The organism is uncultured Thiodictyon sp., from assembly GCF_903828115.1.
In the GTDB taxonomy this organism is placed as follows: Bacteria; Pseudomonadota; Gammaproteobacteria; order Chromatiales; family Chromatiaceae; genus Thiodictyon.
Map to the genome: position 1 here is coordinate 1 of NZ_CAIKKU010000380.1, position 18,473 is coordinate 18,473.

The 18,473-nt window shown below is 69.5% G+C and carries 17 protein-coding genes and 1 pseudogene; 5 read left to right on the top strand and 13 right to left on the bottom strand.

Going from position 1 to position 18,473, the window contains the following annotated elements; all coding sequences use genetic code 11:
* Window positions 1–123 precede the first annotated feature (123 nt).
* On the top strand, window positions 124–1,296 hold the full coding sequence (locus tag QZY48_RS13745; RefSeq protein WP_295431545.1) for a PQQ-dependent sugar dehydrogenase: 1,173 nt from the start codon (window positions 124–126) through the stop codon (window positions 1,294–1,296).
* A gap of 196 nt (window positions 1,297–1,492) precedes the next feature.
* On the top strand, window positions 1,493–2,419 hold the full coding sequence (locus QZY48_RS13750) for a DMT family transporter (protein WP_295431546.1): 927 nt from the start codon (window positions 1,493–1,495) through the stop codon (window positions 2,417–2,419).
* Window positions 2,420–2,504: 85 nt separating this feature from the next.
* On the opposite strand, the gene QZY48_RS13755 is transcribed toward QZY48_RS13750, so the two are convergent.
* The 6 genes from QZY48_RS13755 to QZY48_RS13780 all read right to left on the bottom strand — a co-directional run bounded on the left by QZY48_RS13755 (window position 2,505) and on the right by QZY48_RS13780 (window position 6,865).
* Window positions 2,505–2,780 carry a hypothetical protein gene (locus tag QZY48_RS13755; RefSeq protein WP_295431547.1) on the bottom strand — a complete coding sequence of 92 codons (276 nt, stop codon included), beginning with the start codon at window positions 2,778–2,780 and terminating at the stop codon, window positions 2,505–2,507.
* Entirely contained in the window at window positions 2,777–3,790 is a 1,014-nt protein-coding gene (locus QZY48_RS13760; RefSeq protein ID WP_295431549.1) for an ATP-binding protein, read from the bottom strand. Before QZY48_RS13760 ends, QZY48_RS13755 begins: the two co-directional genes overlap by 4 nt.
* 91 nt (window positions 3,791–3,881) lie before the next feature.
* Window positions 3,882–5,102 carry an argininosuccinate synthase gene (locus QZY48_RS13765; protein ID WP_295431552.1) on the bottom strand — a complete coding sequence of 407 codons (1,221 nt, stop codon included), beginning with the start codon at window positions 5,100–5,102 and terminating at the stop codon, window positions 3,882–3,884.
* Between the two features lie 281 nt (window positions 5,103–5,383).
* Window positions 5,384–5,803, bottom strand: a complete 420-nt coding sequence (locus QZY48_RS13770; protein ID WP_295431554.1) for a PIN domain-containing protein — start codon at window positions 5,801–5,803, stop codon at window positions 5,384–5,386.
* Window positions 5,784–6,023, bottom strand: coding sequence for a CopG family transcriptional regulator (locus tag QZY48_RS13775; protein ID WP_295431557.1), 240 nt, complete (start codon window positions 6,021–6,023; stop codon window positions 5,784–5,786). Before QZY48_RS13775 ends, QZY48_RS13770 begins: the two co-directional genes overlap by 20 nt.
* Before the next feature lie 602 nt (window positions 6,024–6,625).
* The gene (locus tag QZY48_RS13780; RefSeq protein WP_295431559.1) at window positions 6,626–6,865 is read right to left on the bottom strand and encodes a hypothetical protein; all 240 of its coding nucleotides are present in this window, start codon (window positions 6,863–6,865) and stop codon (window positions 6,626–6,628) included.
* A 136-nt stretch (window positions 6,866–7,001) separates the two neighbouring features.
* On the opposite strand from QZY48_RS13780, the gene QZY48_RS13785 reads away from it, so the two are divergent.
* Window positions 7,002–7,139, top strand: coding sequence for a hypothetical protein (locus tag QZY48_RS13785; protein ID WP_295431562.1), 138 nt, complete (start codon window positions 7,002–7,004; stop codon window positions 7,137–7,139).
* Between the two features lie 13 nt (window positions 7,140–7,152).
* Window positions 7,153–8,277, top strand: a complete 1,125-nt coding sequence (locus tag QZY48_RS13790) for a formylglycine-generating enzyme family protein (protein WP_295431564.1) — start codon at window positions 7,153–7,155, stop codon at window positions 8,275–8,277.
* Window positions 8,278–8,469: 192 nt separating this feature from the next.
* Here the strand turns inward: QZY48_RS13790 and QZY48_RS13795 are convergent, their stop codons facing one another.
* From QZY48_RS13795 to QZY48_RS13805, 3 genes are all read right to left on the bottom strand, one after another.
* Window positions 8,470–9,090 (bottom strand): Uma2 family endonuclease, encoded by a 621-nt coding sequence (locus QZY48_RS13795; protein WP_295431566.1) that lies wholly within the window; start codon window positions 9,088–9,090, stop codon window positions 8,470–8,472.
* Between the two features lie 73 nt (window positions 9,091–9,163).
* A complete protein-coding gene (locus QZY48_RS13800; RefSeq protein WP_295431569.1) occupies window positions 9,164–10,960 on the bottom strand; it encodes a formylglycine-generating enzyme family protein in 1,797 nt (598 codons plus the stop codon).
* Window positions 10,843–13,134 (bottom strand): hypothetical protein, encoded by a 2,292-nt coding sequence (locus QZY48_RS13805; RefSeq protein WP_295431572.1) that lies wholly within the window; start codon window positions 13,132–13,134, stop codon window positions 10,843–10,845. The genes QZY48_RS13800 and QZY48_RS13805 overlap by 118 nt, the downstream gene beginning before the upstream one ends.
* Window positions 13,135–13,140: 6 nt before the next feature.
* Between QZY48_RS13805 and QZY48_RS13810 the strand changes: the two genes are divergently transcribed.
* On the top strand, window positions 13,141–13,281 hold the full coding sequence (locus tag QZY48_RS13810; protein ID WP_295431574.1) for a hypothetical protein: 141 nt from the start codon (window positions 13,141–13,143) through the stop codon (window positions 13,279–13,281).
* Window positions 13,282–13,411: 130 nt separating this feature from the next.
* On the opposite strand, the gene QZY48_RS13815 is transcribed toward QZY48_RS13810, so the two are convergent.
* From QZY48_RS13815 to QZY48_RS13830, 4 genes and pseudogenes are all read right to left on the bottom strand, one after another.
* The gene (locus QZY48_RS13815; protein WP_366929688.1) at window positions 13,412–14,386 is read right to left on the bottom strand and encodes a MoxR family ATPase; all 975 of its coding nucleotides are present in this window, start codon (window positions 14,384–14,386) and stop codon (window positions 13,412–13,414) included.
* A 1,906-nt stretch (window positions 14,387–16,292) separates the two neighbouring features.
* Window positions 16,293–16,805, bottom strand: a pseudogene (locus QZY48_RS13820) (trypsin-like peptidase domain-containing protein); the annotation flags it as partial.
* Window positions 16,806–16,865: 60 nt separating this feature from the next.
* Complete coding sequence (locus QZY48_RS13825) at window positions 16,866–17,222, bottom strand: CU044_2847 family protein (protein WP_295431578.1); 357 nt, start codon at window positions 17,220–17,222, stop codon at window positions 16,866–16,868.
* Window positions 17,223–17,373: 151 nt separating this feature from the next.
* Window positions 17,374–18,177: an alpha/beta fold hydrolase gene (locus tag QZY48_RS13830; protein ID WP_295431581.1), complete on the bottom strand. Its 804-nt coding sequence runs from the start codon at window positions 18,175–18,177 to the stop codon at window positions 17,374–17,376.
* Between the last annotated feature and the right edge of the window lie 296 nt (window positions 18,178–18,473).

An 18,473-nucleotide genomic window follows, 5' to 3' on the forward strand; every position in this document is an offset into this window, starting at 1 on the left:
GTTGTCGGATTATTCGATTACGACAACGACAACGACAACGACAACGTACCCGGGATCTCGGTCACCACATGAGTTCTGATCGCACCCAACGGCCGGGGAAACCCGGTTTAACTCGGAGCACCTATGAGACCTTCGCTCGTCCTTGCCCTGACCCTGCTCGCGTGGTCGCAGATCGCGGGTTGCGCGCCCCCAAGCGGCCCCGCGCCCATCAGCGGCGAGGTCGCAGAGGCGCGCGGCTGGCGGCTGGAGACCGTCGTCGCCGGGCTTGAACACCCCTGGTCAATCGCCTGGCTGCCGGACGGCTCGGCCCTGATCACCGAGCGGCCGGGACGGCTGCGGGTCCTGCGCGACGGCCGCCTGGACCCGCAGCCGATCGCCGGGGTGCCGCAGGTACTGGCCTATGGTCAGGGCGGACTGCTGGACCTCGCGCCGCACCCTGATTTTGCCGACAATGCCCTGGTCTATCTGACCTTTTCCGAGGGCACCCAGGACGCCAACCGCACCGCCCTGGCGCGCGGACGCCTGCAGGGGCACCGCCTGGAGGATGTCCAGGTCATCTTCCGCAACGCGGACACCAAGGCCGGCGGCCAGCACTTCGGCTCCCGCCTCCTGTGGCTGCCGGACGGGTCGCTCCTGATGAGCATCGGCGACGGCGGCAACCCGCCGGTCGCCTTCGCCGGGGCGAACATCCGCAATCAGGCCCAGAACCCCGGCACCCATTTCGGCAAGGTCCTGCGGCTGACGCAGGACGGCAAGCCCTTCCCCGGCAATCCCATGGCCGACCAGCCGGGCGCCAGGCCCGAGGTCTGGACCCTGGGCCACCGAAACATTCAAGGCCTGGCCCTGGACCCCAAAACCGGTCGGGTCTGGGCCACCGAACACGGCTCCCGGGGCGGGGATGAACTCAATCTCATCACCGGCGGCGGCAACTACGGCTGGCCCCTGGTCACCTACAGCCTGGAGTATTCGGGACCCAGGGTCTCACAGGAGACCAGCCGGCCGGGGTTTGTCGACCCGAAACTCGTCTGGGTCCCGTCCAAGGCACCCAGCGGGCTCGCCTACAATGGCGGGGACCGTTACCCGGGCTGGGGCGGAAACCTCTTTAGCGGTGCGCTCAAGTTCGGCCAGGTCCGCCGCATCGCCCTGGACGGCGAGCGGGTCGTCGGGGAGGACAAGCTCAGCATCGGCGCCCGGGTACGGGACCTGCGCCAAGGCCCGGATGGGTACCTTTATGTGCTGACGGACGAGCAGGATGGGCGCTTGTTGCGAATCGTCCCGGATGGCGGGCGGCCGTGAGTCATCGCACAACACAATCGTTGTCGTTGTCGTTGTCGTTGTCGTCGTAATCGGAGCAGCGATGCAATTTGGCGTGCGAGAGAATCCGGGGCGCCACGATCACCTCGATTACGACAACGACAACGACGGGACAAGCCCTAAGTTGGGCTGATTCGACCTCCGCCTCTTCGCCGACATCCGCGGTCACTGTCCACCCATGTCTTCACTCGCCATTCCCCTGCCGCGTTCATCCTATATTACCGGCGCCCTGTGGGGACTGTTCGCCATCTCGATCTGGGTGGGCTGGATCCTGCTGACCCGCTATGGGGTCACGACCTCCCTCTCCCCCTTCGACATCACCGCGCTGCGGTTCGGCTGCGCGGGTGCCCTGCTGCTGCCGATCGTGATCCGCGACGGGCTGGGGGTCCGCCGGGTTGGCCTGCCGCTGCTCACCGTCATCTGTACCGGCGCCGGCGTGCCCTATGTACTCATCTCCTCGGCCGGCCTGCAGTTCGCACCGGCGGCGCAGGCCGGTGCGCTGATCCCCGGCACCATGCCATTGTGGGCCGCACTGCTCGCGACCCTCTTCCTGCACGAGCGTATCGCGGGGCCGCGCCGGGCGGGCCTGCTGTTGATTCCAGTCGGCATCGTGATCTTTGTCGGCACCGGCCTGACTGACCTGGCCTCCGGCAATTGGCGCGGACAGCTCCTGTTTCTCCTGGCCGCACTGTGCTGGGCCAGCTTCACCGTCGCCATGCGCCGCGCCGGCACCAAGGGCTTCACCGCCCTGCACGCGACCGCGGTGGTCTCGGTGGTGTCCGCCGCCTGGTACCTGCCGGTCTACGTCATGCTCCTGCCGCACCGTATCACCGCGGCCCCCTGGGATGCCGTGGTGATCCAGACGCTCTATCAGGGCGTCCTGGTGGCGATCATCTCGCTCTTTGCCTACACCAAGGCCGTGAGCATCCTCGGGGCCTCCCTGGGCTCGAGCTTCGCCTCGCTGGTACCGGTGCTGGCGATGCTGGCGGCGATACCGCTGCTCGGGGAAGTGCCGAAAACGGCGGACTATTTCGGCATTGCGGCAGTGACCTTGGGGGTCTTTCTATCCAGTGGTGCCTATGGGGCATTGGTCAAGAGCCGATAGACGAGCCGGTTGAGCCTGCTGATTTCGCTGGTTATTCTGGGGCCCAAGGCTTCATCTTTCAGCGGCCGTTTAAACTGAAGCCTGATCAATAATCAATCCGTATTCCTTTAGTCAGCTTTACGCATATCTTCCCGATAAATTCATCGAACTCGGGCTGGCCCGGTCTTGGACACCCGGTCTTGGCCTCAACAATCCAGAGGCGCGGCGGACCTTTTCGGCGATGCTCGATCCGGAGAAACTCGGCTATTTGAACTCCTTGATTTATTGCGCGGTAGCAGGCACTGTTTTCAATATCCCAGCAGTCCTCCGCAGGAAAAGGGCCGAAAACCATGCCCGATTCGACGATGGACACGTCAGTCATTTCAGCGCAACCTGGATCTCTTCTTTGTAAAGGCGGATCGACTCGGCGACGATCGGGTTATCCGGCATGCCGGTTTTCAAATCGTCGGCTAACCAACCGCTGTCGACAGCCGAGATAACGGGTATCGACATACCCTTTTCCTGGGAGATCAGGAACAGCTTCTTTACCACGAAATAGGAATGACTGGCGAGAAAGAACTGGAGTCCGCGTCCGGCGAGTACCGCGACAATATCCAGCAGTTTCGAGATGGCCGTCGGATGCAACGCCGATTCCGGTTCGTCGATGAGCACGATCGAGCGTGTATCGAGATAGCGATTACCAAGCAGCGTGTCGAGAATCGCTATCTTCTTGATCCCCTCGGCCGTGACGCCCATCGGAAACCGGTAGCGGCCGGTGAAGAACTGCCAGCGGGCTGAGGCCTCGTCATATTCGATAACCCCGCCGACGATTTCCTCAAGATTCTTACGAGACACGGCGAATTCAGGGAAGTTCCTTCCTTTGGTTCGCGGTTGCCGGAGCGCCCGGGCCAAATCCAGATAGGTATCGTCGAACCCAAATACTTTATCCTGTTCCCGCGATTTCAGAATAACCGGCTGGAGTGATAGAACCTCTTTCGCCGGCAAGAAAATCGAGTTGCTGGAACGCGGCTCAACACCATTCTTAAGCGCGGAAATCTGCTTGCTGGTGTCCTTGCCGAAGTTGTAGCTGAATTTGTGATCATCGAGCATGATGCGACATGATAGGGGCCCGTCCGCTCCCTTACTGACCAGGTCACCGATCTTTTCTGCCTGAAAAGTCCAATAGAGCTTTTCCGCCAAAATCTCCGCGGCTGAGCGCTGCTCGTCGCCACGCTTGTAATCTTCAAGCGTGCGCAACGCACTGTAAATCGCCTTCAGCAGAAAGGTCTTGCCGCTGCCGTTGCCTCCGATCACGAGATTGATGGGTCCCAGATTCGACCATGCCAGCGTACTTAGCGGGCCAAAATTCTTCAGTTCGACTCGAGTCAGCATGCGTCATCCTCCGAGACCAAATCGCTTGGGGTGGGCATCGTGACCCAGGACCGGCAGCGGCCAAGGCGCCGCCGCCCCAGGCCCCAAAGCCTCAGCCCCGCTTCCTCCCCGCCACCCGCAGCCGCAGCGCATTGAGCCGGATGAACCCCGTCGCATCCCCCTGATTATAGGCCCCGGCGTCCTCCTCGAAGGTGGCGATGGAGGCGTCGAACAGGCTGTCGGTCGGGGAGCGGCGGCCGACCACCAGCACGTTGCCCTTGTAGAGCTTGAGCCGGACCTCGCCGTTGACGACGCTCTGGGTCTGGTCGATGGCGGCCTGGAGCATCAGGCGCTCGGGGCTGTACCAGAAGCCGTTGTAGACCAGGCTCGCGTAGCGGGGCATCAGCTCGTCCTTCAGGTGCGCCGCCTCCCGGTCCAGGGTCAGCGATTCCATGGCCCGGTGCGCCTTGAGCAGGATGGTGCCGCCGGGGGTCTCGTAGCAGCCGCGCGACTTCATGCCGACGAAGCGGTTCTCGACGATGTCGTCGCGCCCGATGCCGTTGGCGCCACCGATGCGGTTCAACTCCGCAAGCAGGTCCGCCGGGCTCAGGGTCTGACCATCGACGGCCACACAGTCACCGCCGGCGAAGCTCAGGGTGATTTCGGTCGGGTGATCCGGGGCCTGCTCGGGGGCGACGGTCCAGCGCCACATATCGGGGCCGGGCTCGACCCAGGGGTCCTCCAGGTCATAGCCCTCGTAGGAGATGTGCAGCAGGTTGGCGTCCATCGAGTAGGGTGACTTGGTGCCGTCGCGCTTCATCTCCACCGGGATGCCGTGGGTCTCGGCATAGGCCAGCAGCTTCTCGCGCGACAGCAGGTCCCACTCCCGCCAGGGGGCGATGATCTGGATGTCGGGCTTGAGCGCATAGGCGGTCAGCTCGAAGCGCACCTGGTCGTTGCCCTTGCCGGTCGCCCCGTGGGAGATGGCGTCCGCCCCGGTGGCGACCGCGATCTCCACCAGCCGCTTGGCGATCAGCGGGCGGGCGATCGAGGTGCCGAGCTTGTACTCGCCCTCGTAGAGCGCGTTGGCGCGCAGCATCGGGAACACGAAGTCCCGCACGAATTCCTCGCGCAGATCATCGATATGGATTTCCTTGACCCCGGCCGCCGTCGCCTTGGCGCGCGCCGGCTCCACCTCCTCCCCCTGGCCGATGTCGGCCGTGAAGGTCACCACCTCGCAGCCGTAGTTCTCCTGCAGCCACCGCAGGATGACCGAGGTGTCCAGGCCCCCCGAGTAGGCCAGCACCACCTTGTTGATCTTGCCCTTTGCCATCGAATCTGCCCTTAGAATGCGGAAAAGGGCGCAGTATAGACTGCCCCCGGCGTGGCGGGGAGCGCGCGGGCGGCGGTTCGTGCGCTGGCCTCGATCGTGGTCCCGGCCACGGCGCTCGCCAGGAGGTCGTTGGTCCGCACAGCGGACCGAGCACCGCGCCCAGCCCCGTAGCCCGGATGCAGCGCGCTGACGCCATGGGTCTGTTCAACGCCGCTGCCATCCGTCTGTGCTGTTCCAGATCGCGGACGAGCGCCGCCAGCCCTTCGCGGACGCAACGCCCGTCAGATCACCAGGAACGCCCGACCATCCGGCAATCGGTAGCGCTGGAAGTCGTTGCGATCGACCGTCATGATGTCGGTGATGCCGGTCTGGGTTGCCAACCAATAGAGCGACGCATCGGCTAAGTCCATTTCCCGTTTGCCCGGCTCGCTATAGCGCCGCATCCAGCCGCGCATGGCGCCGAGGTGGCCCACATCGAACGGAAAGACCTGAACGCCGCCTTCTTCGACGAAGGCCAACATCTCCAGTCTCTGCGTCGTAGCGAGGAGGTAGGACGCCTCGACGATGCAGGGCCAAGTGGTGACGAAGCGCTGTCCGCGCGTGTCGGATTCGAGGATCAGGTCGCGATAGCGCGCGTGGTGCCGATCATCGGCGGCGAACAGCGCGATCAGCGGACCGGCATCAACCAGGATAGTGCGCACGCAGCCTCGCCGTCACCTTGTCCGCAACGTTCTCCGACGCATCGGGATCGCCCATCGGCGTAAAACTGCATACGCGACGATAGATGTCTGCCGGGCTCTTCAAGCCGAGCGCCTGCTCCAGCACGTCTTGGACGAAGTCCGATGGGCTGACGCCGAGGCGTCGCGCCTCCTCCTCCACGCGGGTTTCCAAGAGCGGGTCGATCTGTACGGACAGCGTCATGTTGCCCTCCTGGGGCTGGAGACCTCGACCATAACGGTACTTCGTCAGGTTCGCCGCGGCAAGGCGCGCTTGCCTGCCGATGCAGACAAAATCGGGCTGAACTGCCTGCGGCTGAAACGGTGGCAGGCCGCCGCGGCCAGGTCGACGTTTACGGGCGCGCGAGTGGCTCCGTAGATGTCGTATTGACTGTTTGATTCGTGCCGATGGTCGGCGGCGGACTCAAAGGGTCAAGGCGGGGCGAATGCCCCGCCCGGCCACGGGCCGCGACGCCGCGCGATGCGGGCTGCCGAACCCCGCCGACCTGTGGCAAAGTATGCCCCAGACCCCCAAAACCTGAGTCGACCGGAAGCGAAGGCCAAGTTCGACCGGCTGCCAGGCCCGCAAGCGGACACGGGGCTGGCTGAAGCCTCGACCTCCCGGGCGATCACGCCCGAACTGGAGGTCGAGGCTTCAGCCGGACGCGTGCGCCGCCGGCGCCCGGCGGATTCTTGCATAGTCCCTCCTCTTGGGAACAGGGGACCGCGAAGCCCTGCTTCGTGATCGGTCGACTCGAGAAGCAAAGCTTCCAGGGCCAGGTTCCCAAGTGGAATGTGGGAACCAATTCAACCGCTGATGGTGGTATCGCGATGATCCGAATGCAGGTTCAGTTCACCGAATCCCAGGCACAGGCCCTGAAGCAACGTGCCGCACGGGAGCGAGTCTCGGTTTCGGTTCTGGTTCGGCGAGCCGTCGATGGTTTGACGGCGCCGGAGCCGACAGCGGCAGATCAAGCCGCACGACAGCGGGCGATCACCGCGGCGGGTCGTTTTGCCTCCGGTCACGCGGATGTCGCGGAGCGTCACGACGACTATCTGGCGGACGCATCAGCCGGTGACGGTGCCGCGATGATCTTCGTCGATACCTCTGAACTCTACGCCGTCCTGGATCGGGACGCTGCGGCCCATCCCGCGGCTCGGGGCACTTGGACCCAATGTTACGATGCTCCGAAACACCAGCCGCCGCCGTTTGAGCCTGGTCGATTGCAGCAGCTTCCAGGTCATGCGGCGGCTCGCTGTCAGCGAAGCCTTTACTTTCGACAAGCATTTCTCCGGACAGGGCTTTCGGGTCCCGGGCTGAGCGGACCTGTTCCATGACCAAGCGCGGGGACCGACTCTCTGCCGTGACGCGGCGACTCGACGCGACCCCGGCCTGGCTGGGTTTCGCGCTCGGCGGTCTGCTCGGGCTGGCGCTCGTCTGGGGCGCCGTGGCGCTCGGACCCTGGGCCGCGGGGCTGCTCGGCTTGGGGCTCGCGGCCATGGCGCTCGGACTCGGGGCACGGTTGCGGCTGGCGGCGGATGGTCTGCCGGCGCGGCGCGCGCCGACTGTACCGCCGCGGCTTCCGGAACTGCCCCCGCTGCCGACCGGCACGCTGCCCGGTCCAGCAGAGCCGCCGACGGTCACGCGCCCGACCGTGGTGCAGACGCGCGACCCGGACCCCATGATCCAGATGGTGCCGCTGTCGGGCGGTGCCTTCTGGATGGGCTCGGACAAGCGGCGCGACCCCAGCGCCTTCGACGACGAGTTCCCGCGGCGGCAGGTGCGCCTCAACCCCTTCCTGATCGCCCGCACCCCGGTGACCCGCGGCCTTTGGCGGCAGGTCATGGCCGCGGCCCCCAAGCCTTGGCCGCGCCCGGTGTCGGCAGACTGGTCGGCGGGGGGCGACGACCTGCCGGCCACGGACTTGGACTGGTTTGCGGCGGTCGCCTTCTGCAATGCACTGTCGGTCCTGTCGGGACTGCGGCCGTGCTACCAGGACTCAGGAGCGAACTGGACCTGCGACTGGCGGGCGGACGGCTATCGGCTGCCCACCGAGGCCGAGTGGGAGTATGCCTGCCGTGGCGGCACGGCGACCCGCTGGTTCTGGGGCGAAAACGAGGACGGCGCAGACGCCCATGCCTGGTACAGCGAGAATTTAGGCTACAGCAAGCGCTACAGCCTGCACGCGGTCGGCGAGAAGGCGGCAAACCCCGTGGGCCTCTATGACATGGCCGGCAATTGCTGGGAGTGGTGCTGGGACTGGTATGCAGAGGATTACGACGCTCGCCAGACCGACGACCCGCAGGGTCCAAAAGAGGGCGCCCTGCGGGTGGTCCGCGGCGGCTCCTTCGACCGCACGCCCAGTGTCCTGCGCTCGGCGCGCCGGGACAAGAATGTGCCTAAGCACCACCACGAGGTCCTCGGGTTTCGTTGCGTCCGTTCCGCATCCCGCCGCTGAACGTCCGGTGCAACAACCTCGACCATCGTTGCGGCCGCGGTCATTCCGGGCGGGACGCTGGAATTCAGGCCGGGGATGGCAATCTCTCAGGCGTCGCGGACGCACAGTAGACAGCGGAGCGGCCGTAGCGACGATCCAGGCCCGTCCGCGCAGCGGCGCTTGAAACAGTCGGACGAAGCGCCAGCCGACCCGCTATGGGTCTTGCGTAAAGAGCGCCCCCACGTCGATGGCAAAGCCCGGCAGGCTCGCGGAGGCGGCCTTGCTGCCGGGTGCATAGACGCCCTGAACGCAATAACGATCGGCATCGGTTGCGAGTACCAGGACCGTGACGGTCTGGTTGGTTGGGTCGATCAACCAATACTCGGGGATCGCGGCCATCGCGTACTCGCGCCGCTTGATCTCGCTGTCGCGTCTGCGGTCGTCCGGGCTCATCACCTCCATGACCAGATCGGCGCCCTGCCAGAAGCTGCCGTGGCGCCGGTGGGCATGGTCCCGGCGCATGAAACAGATGTCCGGCTCGCGGATCTTGCCTTCCCACAGCTTGACCGGAAAGGGCGCGAACAGGACCCGGCCGAGACTGCCGGCGCTGACGAACTCCGCCAGGGCGCGGTAAAGGAAGGCGACCAGCAGTTGATGCAGCTCGCTTGGCGTGTCCAGTACCTCAATGCGCCCCTGGTCGAATTCGGTCAAGGGGGTCCCGGGCAAGGCGAGGTATTCGTCTTCGCTCCAGCCGCCCTGCGGCGGGAACAGGCGCGCAACGTCCCATGCCGGCTCCAGGCCATCGGGCAGTAACACGGGGGCAGAGTGGGTCATGGATGGGGGCCTGATCGCTGCGATGCGCCAGTTTACGCCCGGACGCGAGGCGGTTTGCAACGAGAAGAAGAAATCAAGGGGACCAGTGTTCAAGGCTGCGGGGGCCGGAACGCACGCAACGAAACCCGAGGGACTCGTCCCGGAGCCTGGGCACGGACCTGTCCCGGCGCGCCGAGCGCAGATAACTGGGCACGAGGGCGAAGGAGCCGCCGCGGACCACCCGCAGGCGGCACTCCCCGCCGTACTCCAGGGGGTCCGCCGCCAGCCGGCCGGCGCGCTCCTGGTAGGCCGTGTCCCTGTAGCAGTCCCGGTTCCATTCCCACAGGTTGCCGTGCATGTCGGCGAGGCCGAGCGGATTGGGCTGCTTGCCGCCGACCGGGTGGTCCTTGGCCCCGCTATTGCCGTCGGACCAGGCGTAGGCGTCGGCGGCGCCCGGCTCGTCACCCCAGGACCAGGCGCTGCGGCTGGCCGCGCGGGCGGCGTATTCCCATTGGGCCTCGGTGGGCAGGTCCCCGTCCGCGAGTGCGCCGCAGGCGGCACGCGCCTGGTCCCAGTCGTCGTTGGCCGCGGGCAGTCGGCCGTCGGTCCCCGGGGCCGACGCGGCGGGCAGGAGGGCCTGGCGCTGGGCCTGGGTGGTCTCGGTGCGGGCGATCCGGAAACCCTCCATCAGGACCGGGTGGGCCGGGCGTTCGTCGGGTTGGTCGAGCCACTTGAAGGCATCGGCGGCCGAGCGCAGGTCGGTGACACCCTTCCAGTTATCGTCTGAGGCTGAGGTGCCGAGCCGCTCTTGTAGTGCCGTGCGCAGTCGGGCGTTGGTCTCCTCGCCCAGAGTCTGGGCATCGAGCCGGGTCTGCGGGGTCAGGCTGTCCCGGGCGACCCCGAGGGTCTCGGCGACGATCACCGGTAGGCGCCGCCGCAGCAGGTCGTCGGCGCCCATGGTGAAGGTGCCGGGGCAGACGGTCACGAACTCCATGGCGGTGCCGTCGGCGAGCCGGACGGTCTCCCGCTCGGGGCCGCCCCAGAGGCGCGGGGTGCCGGCCAGGACGCTGATCGCGGCGAGCGGCGGGGGCGGCCGTTCCGCGGGGTCTTGCGTGTCCAGCACGCCCTGGACCCGCTCGCGCAGGTGGGCGGCGAGGCGGGCGTAGTCGGCCTGGATCTGGGCGCGGTGGTTCCCCAGCGGGGGCGGTGCCTGGTCGCCCCTCTCCCCCGACCCCTCTCCCAAAGGGAGAGGGGAGAAGAAGAGCCATTGCGGGTCTGGGACGAACGACCACTGGTTGGCCAACTCCCGCGCCGCGGCGGCCCAGTCGGGGCCGATGATGGCCAGATCCACGGCGCCGCTGTCCAGCAGTTGGATGGCGAGCTGGCGGGCGGCGCGGTTGTTGTCGGGGTCCGCCGGGTAGCGCCAGGGGTTTGCCGCGATGACGGCGACCGAGAGCCCCGGCCAGTCCTTGGCGCAGGCGCGAATGGGCTCGGCCAGGGTGCCGGTGTGCAGCAGCACGGTGCGCCGGTCCGGGTCCCGGCTGCCGATGGGTGTCAGGTTCTCGGGAGCCGGGGCGTCCCGCCCCGGCGTGCCCGCTTCGACACCGCCCCAGGACCAGTGGAGGTCCAACCGCTCCCCCGCCCTGATCGGCGCGACCGCGGTGAGCTTGCGCGAGGCGGCGCTGAGGCGTTCGCCGTCGTTCTTCAGATGGGTCTGGGCGCGGAAGGCGCTTTCGGCCTTGGCGTCCAGGGTGTAGTGGAAGTGCTCGGCGATCATGCCCGGCGCGGGACGCGCCGGCTCCAGGAGGGCGCCGACGGCGGCGCCGGCCAGCAGGCCCAGGGCGAGCCGGACCTCGAAGCCGAGGCGCGGGTGCCGGCCGGACGCGGGCACGGCGCCGCCGAAGCCATCCGGAACAGCCGCGAGAGCGCGGTACCGCGGGGCTCGCCGGGCAGTTCCCCGATCCGGGCCGAGTCCCAGGGCAGGCGGATGCGCCCGTCCGCCGGGTCGCCCAGGTCCGCCGCCGAGAGTTCGGTGAGCCGCTCGCGCAGGGCGGCCAGTTCGTTGGTCAGCGGTGCGGCCTGCCACTTGGTCAGGCCGTCCACCGGGTTGTCGTAGAACTGCCAACGCTCATAGAGTTGCTTCGCGGCGGTTGCCACGGGGTGCGGGCCGGCCGCGCCGGCGGGATCCGGGTCGCGCCAGAGTTCGAGCAGCCAGTGTTCGATGTGCAGCCGGTGCGACGCCGGGCTGTCGTGCCAGGCGTCGGGCCAGTCCGGTTCCGGGCTCGGTTCCTGGGTCGACTCGATCGCCGGTGCGTACCGGGGGTCGCCGCGCTCGAGCCCCAGTTTGGCCAGGTCCCGCTGCCAGAAATCCAGGGCCAGGTCGAGCCGTTGGCGCGGCCCGGACGGCACCCGGCCGCCGTCCAGACCTTCCGCACTGGAGGCCGAGGCTTCAGCCGGATCACGGCCGCGGCGCCGCGAGCGCGACCGGCTGAAGCCTCGGCCTCCGGTCTCCTGGTGGCCGCAACGACGATCGAGGCCGTCGCACCTGACCTGCTGCGCCAATTCGCACAAGAGGGCCCGGCGCTCGGCGGGGGTGAAGCGACGCCCGTCGGCGCCGGCGCGGCCCTGCCCCGGCGCCGCTTCCGGCAGCCGCCAGACGGCCGGCAGCCCGAGCTGCCTGAAGAGCGCCCGCTCCTGCGCGGCGGTGATCGGCAGCCCCGGCAGGGCACAGCAGGCGGCCCACAGCAGGGCGTCCGCACTCGGGGCGGCGGCGGGGCGTGCCTCGAGACCGCCGGTCGCCGGCCGCTCGGCGAGCCAGACGGGCAGGTCCCCGGGGGCGATGCAGCGGAGGTCCTGGCCCTTGGGCAGCCCCAGACCCCGGAGCAGGCCAGGCAGGTCCAGGGTGTCGCCCGCGAAGTCCACCAGGCAGCAGCGCGGCCAGGTGCCGAGCGCGCGCAGGCAGCGGTGCAGGCGCGCGGCGCGGTCGCCGCCGGCGCGCAGGGCCGCGGCCAGGCCGCGGCCGTCGGTGAGAATGGCGACCAGGGCCTCGCGCGCCGCGCCGCCCAGGTCCGGCGGGCTCGCGGGAATCGGGTGGGCGCGCCGCCGGCCGGTCGGGTCCAGATCGAGCCAGACCGGGTCCGGCACCGCGCTGAAGGCGCCGTGGCGTACCCGCAGCCCGGCGCGGGTGAGAGCGCGGTCGAGCTCCGCGATCAGGGCGGCCGGCTCCGGATCGGCGAGGCGGGTGTCGCGCCACAGCCAGACCTCGCGCAGGCGCCGGGCGGGCTCGAAGCGGACCTCGGGCCGCCCGGCCCGGGCGCTGGCCGCCACGGTGGCGCCGGTGTCGAGCCGGTGCGTGGGGCGCTGCGTGGTGAACTGGCGTACCCCCCAGATGAGCGCCCGGCGCTGGTCGTGGTCGAGCAGGTCCGGCAGGCGCTGGGCGGCGGCTGGCCAGCAGAGCACGGACTCGCCAGCGGGCCGGTAGCGGTGGCGCCGCGGGTCGCCCGGCGGGTCGCGCAGGGTGCGGGCGCGCCGCCACAGCCAGGCCAGACCCAGGAGGCCGGTGAGCGCGAGCAGCAGGGCCGGCCAGGGCAGGGGCGGGGTGACCGCGGTTCGGGTGATGGTGGGGACCCAGGTGTTGAAGCGGGCGAGCGGGTGCTCGGGCAGTGCGCCGGGGGCCGGGGCCGGCGGGTCGGCGGCGGGCGGCGCCGTGGTCACCGGGTCCGGTGCCGTTCCCGGCGGGGGCTGGCGGACAGCGGCCGGGATCAGCAGCAGGACCAGGACGGCGACCAGGGCCAAGGCGAGGACCAGCCGATCGCGGTGCTCCGGCCGGCCAATCAGGAGCCTCGGGCCGGGGCCGGTATCCGGGTCCGGCGTTGGGGCAAGAGACGACGCGGTGGCCGCGCCCACGGCTTCCCCCGTGTCCGTGAGGCCGCCGGCTTGCTCCCCGGTATCGGTCTCGCCCCCGGTACCGGTGCGCACCCGCGCAGCGGGCGCGCAAGGAAAGAGCCGCCGCACCTCGCGGCGCAGCGTGCGGCGCTGCGCCTCGTCCTTGGCGAGCAGGGCCACCAGGGTGTGCTCGAAGGTCGCGGCGTCGAGGCCGCGCCCGGGGGGCAGTACGCGCTCGCAGCGGTCATAGTCGGCCGGCAGGACGGGGACGCCGAGCAGCGGCAGCCGGCGCAGCAGGGTGAGCAGGCGGGGTCGGCGGTGCTGTAAGCTGGGTCGAGGCTGGGCATCGATGGCGGAAAACGCTTTCAGACCGTGAACTTGGGCAAATGGACACGAATGATCATCGTCCGCACGGTCCGCTCGGTCCGCTCGGTCCGCACAGCGGACCCTACGGGGCTCAGCGGCGCGGCCGGCCGAGGAGCTGGTAGTCCTCGGGGACCTTGACCAGACAGACGATGCCGGGCAGGTCGGCCAGTGGCCCGGTCGCGAGGTCCGCCGCGGTGAACTGCTGAACGGCGAGCACGTTGCACCAGAGGAGCAGCCCGGCGGCGCCGGGCGGCCGGCCGCGCTCTTTGAGTGCCCCGCGCACCTTCTTGAAGCCTGCCAGGGCGGCGGCGCCTAGTTCCGGTCCGAGCCCGGGGGCGAAGGCGCTCTCCCAGGCGTCGAGGATGCGCCCGAGCAGGGCGTCGTCGAGTTCGATGTGGCAGATGACACAGCGGCGCAGGAAGGGGTCCGGCAGGCTGCGCTCGCCGTTGCTGGTGATGACGACGATGGGCGGCGGGCCCTGGTTCCTGACCGGCGCCCCGCCGAAGGGGTGGGCGAAGCACTGGTCGCTCAGCTCTTGCAGGAGGTCGTTAGGGAAGTCGCGCGGGGCCTTGTCGATCTCGTCGATCAGGAGCACGCATTCGTCCTCTGACTCATAGGCCAGCCATAACATGCCCTTCTTGAGATAGCGTGGCTGGGCACGCGGGTCACTGCCGTCGGCGGGCGTCCCGATGGCCTTGGCATAGGCGTCCTGCAGGTAGGCCACGGCGTCGAAGTCGTAGCGCAGGTCCCGCGCGCTGCTGTCGGAGCGGACCTGGAAGTGATAGGGGGCCGACAACCCGAAATACTCGCTGAGATAAAAGGCGGTCTCGGTCTTGCCGGTGCCGGGTTCGCCGGTCAAGAGCAGCGGCGAGCGCGAGGCGAGCGCGGCATTGATGGCGGCGACCAGTTCGGGCGGGGGCTGGAAGCGGCGGGCGCCCTGGTCGAGCCGCCGCGCAGCGGCCATGTCGATGGTCCCGGACAGGGCGGCGCGGGCGGCCTTGCGGTCGTGCCGGTCCCAGTCCAGGGGCCGGTCCTGATGGCGGACGAAGGCGAGCGGGTCGGTCATGACGGGCCTGCGAGGCGCAATGCCTGAAAGTGGGTCTTGCAGCCGCGGTAGATGGCGAGGACCGTGTCCTCGAAGACGCCGCCCCGGTCTGGTCCCAGACCCAGGCCACCAGGGCGCCGCGCTCCAGGCCTTGGGTGTAAGGCGCCAGGCGCCGTTGTTCCTGGCCGAAGAACTTGTCGAGTTCGCCGCGGCGCAGGCGGTCCAGTGGGCGCTCGAATTGCACCCAATCGCAGTGGGGCGGGTTGCCGCCCTCCAGTTCGGCGACGGCGGCGCGCTGGATCTCGGGCGCGCTGCCCCCGTGCCGCTGCGGCCAATCGGCCTCCCATTGCAGGCAGCAGCCGGCCAGGACGCGCACGCCCTCAGGGATCTGGGCGGCCCCGAAGACCTTCAGCACGGCCTGCTTCCAGCGCGCCACCCAGCCCGCCACCTGGTGCGGTGTGCAGCCGTCGGCGGGCTCCAGCAGCCAGGCGAGCGAGAGGATCAGGGTCTCGCCGGGGATGGGTCCGAGGGCCTTCAATAGGGTCATCGCGGTGCCCGTGTGAGGGTCGATCTGGAGTCCTCCCCGGAGCAGGCGGATGAGGTCCTCGCCGGTCTGATCCGGGCGCAGCAGGGCGGGGATGGGCTGGGGGCGCACGCGCAGGCACAGGGTGCTGTCCTCCAGGTGCCAGCGGCACTGCTCGGGGAAGTCGTGCACCCGGGCCTTGGCGGGGCCGCAGACGAAATAGAGCAGGAGCGCTTCGCCGCCGGAGACGGCGAAGCGGCCGGCGAGGAGGTCCTTCTCCGCGGTGCGTCCGAGCAGGAGCTGCAGCAGGGAGGCGCGGATCGAGGCATAGAGCACCGCGTCCGGGTCCGCCGGGCGGGCGAGCCGCAGCCCGTCCTGCCCCAGTCGGGCGCAGGAACCCGTGCTTCCCAGGCGGCTCAGGACCGCGGCGGGCTCGCTCGGTCCCGTCCCTGGGAGCGCGGCCAGGGCCTTGAGCCCGTCCAGCGTGACCGTTTGCAGGCTCTCGCCAAGGTCGTCCGGCCCGGTGCGCTGGACCAGCAGCAGCGGATATTCGCGGGTCAGGGTCAGCAGCCGGTCCAGGTCGAGCCGGGCCCCGGGCACCTCGACACAGTGCAGCCAGAGCAGGGGCGGGTCCGGCAGCGCCGCGAGTTGCTCGACCAACTCTGCCAGGCAGATGGATTCGCGCGCCAGCGGGTCGCGCCCCAGGCTGAGGCAGCCCGCCGCGTCCAGCCGGGCGTAGCAATAGATCAGGTCCGGTTCGCCCATGAGCTCGCGTGCGAGGTCGTGTCGATTTACCGCCCAGGGGACCTGGCACAGACGCGGGTGGGGGAGCAGCGGGGCCAGCGCGGCGCTCACCAGGTCCACGTGCGGATGCACCCCCGGGGCGAGCCGCGAATCGGCCGGGGCCAGGATCAGTGCGCGGTGGATGCTGCGCAGGGCCGCCGGGCGCGGGGTGGGGCCGACCACCTCGATGACCCAGCCGGCGTCGCCCAGACGTTCGTGGGAGGGCGTCCTCAGGCAATGCCAGGGGAGTCCGGCCGCGGCGTCATCCATGCAGCGCAGCCGCAGGCGCTTGGGGCCAAGGCCCAGGGCGTCCAGGCCCGCCGTCGGGTCCAGGGCGGCGAGCCGCTGTCCGGGGTCGGCGGCGCCGAACAGGGCACGGTACAGGGCGGCGAGGTCGCCCCTCTCCGCCGCGGCCCTCAAGTCCGCGAGCGCGGTCCCGGCCGTCGGGCCATCCGGTGCCGCGTGCAGCCGGCCATCGCGCAGGTGCAGCCCAAGCTCGATGACCCGTAACGCCTCCCAGGCCGGGCGCAGTGCGCCGAGCGTCAACATCCAGGCCGCCCGGGCGCCCGCGTCGATCTGCACCACCATGCCCAGGATGAGGGCCTGGCCCGGGTCGGTGAAGGGGCCGCCGCTGAAGCCGGGCTGCACCTCAGGCCCGTGACTGAGATCGATCTGACGCAGGACGCCGCTGGTACCGGACAGGGTCACCGACGCCCAGAGACCGTCCTTGGTGCCGTGCGGGGTGCCCCAGCCATAGCCCTGGGTGCCCGCGGGGGGCGGGTCGCCGACAGGTGCCAGCCGCGGGACCGCGGCCGGCGCGCGCGGACGGTCGAGCAACAGGACGGCGATGTCGTCGTGAGGACCGGGCTCGGCGCCCCGCGGCGTCGGCGGGTGCCAGCAAACCACGGTGGCCGTCCGCTCGGGCCAGCCCGTCGCGCGGCCGGGCGGGTCGGGCGCATCGTTCGGGAAGTCGAGCGTGATGCCCTGGTCGGGTCCGGGGCGCCCTTGGGCGCGGGGGTCCGCGTCCAAGGCCAGGTTGACCACATGGGCGCAGGTCGCGAGGTGGCGCGGTGAGATCAGGAATCCGGCCCCGCGGGCCTCGCCCTGCCTGAGGATGCGTGCAAGACCGTGCATGACCCGGCTACTCGGTGCCGCGTGGTCTGCCGTCGGCGGGGGCGCCAACCGGCGGCGGGGTCACCAGGGCCGGGTGTCGGCGGGGGCGCCAACCGGCGGCGGGGTCACCAGGGCCGGGTTCTCCCAGGTCAGCTTGATCTTGAAGTTGGCCTCGGTGTCCGCGGAGGCCAGGAAGACCCCGACCTTGGCCGAGAAGCCGATGCCGAACTCCATCTCGATGGTCTTGGGCCGGTTGATGTCCGCGAGCGTCTTGAACAACTGCTCCGCGGCGGGACGGACCATGGCCAGGGCGCGGCTCACCCGGTCGGTGTCGTCGTCGCCGGCCAACTGCCGGCCGGCGACCCGCAGCCCGGTGGTCTGGACCCAGACCTGATGGCCGTCGCCGAGATCGATGCATTCCAGTGTCGACTCGTTCATTGCGCGGGGTCCTCGAAGGGTGCTCGTGGGTCGTGATTGCCGAAGGGAGGGGCAATGATCGGCGCTAAGGCGTTGCCGATGCAACCGCGCTTGGGCCTTGTGCCTGCTTCGCTAAGGCTGAAGCCTCGGACTCCGGCATTGCGCAGCGCACTCAATCCTTGAGAAACCCGGCAACCGCCGCGACGAAGGCCTCCGGCTGATCCGCGTAAACCCAGTGCCCCGCATTGGGAATGCTGCGCAGCCGCGCCAGCGGAAAGAGCGCGCGGATGCGCGGCAGCCCCTCGCCGGTCACATAGTCCGAGCGGCTGCCGTAGAGGAAGAGTACGGGGCCGGGGAATTGCAGGCCGGCGGACTCCGGGAAGCCCAGCAGGTCTTCCAGGGAGTGGGCGAGCGCCTCCAGATTGACGCGCCAGCGCCAGCCGTGGCCGACTGCGGCATCGCGGCGGTCATGGACCAGGTTCTGGAGCAGGTAGCCGCGCACCGGGGCGGAGGAGATGCCGGCGGCGAGGCGCGCGTCGGCGTCGCGCCGGTCGGCGATCTCAGCGAGCGGCAGGGCGGCCAGGGTCCGCACCAGGGTGCCGTGGCGGCTGGCGTAGGCGACCGGGGCGATGTCGGCGACCACCAGTGAACCGACCCGCTCGGGCGCCGTCAGGGCCAGCCACATGGCCGCCTTGCCGCCCATGCTGTGGCCCACCAGGTGCGCCCGGGGGAGGCCCTCGGCGTCCAGGAGGGCGGTGAGATCCGCGGCCATGGCGCGGTAGTCCATGCGCGGGTCCCAGGGGGATTGACCGTGATTGCGCAGATCCGGCACCAGGACCCGGCGCCCGGCGGCAAGCCGGCGGCTGATGGCGTGCCAGTTGGACGCGGAGCCGAAGAGGCCGTGGATCAGGACCAGCGGGAGGCCGTCGGCGGCGGGGTCGCCGTAGTGGCGCAGGTGGAGTCTGAGCGGGGTCATGGGGGCTGCGGCAATGGGGGCTTGGGGCGGGCCTTGTAGTCTCTCACGAGGGCCGCCGCCTGGGTGGCGTGGCCCGACGCTCGGGGCGCGGACGATGGGTTTCGCCGCGCTCTACCCATCAACAACCAGTCTCCGGAGCGGTGCCACGAGAAGATCCCCGAGACCGCGCCCGCCGGGCGGGCGCGGGGTGCGATCAGAACTGATGTGTTAACGCACATCTCGTAGGGTACGCATCGCGTACCCGCCAAGCGACGGCGACCGCCGGAGCCAGGTACGCGATGCGTACCCTACAGCTA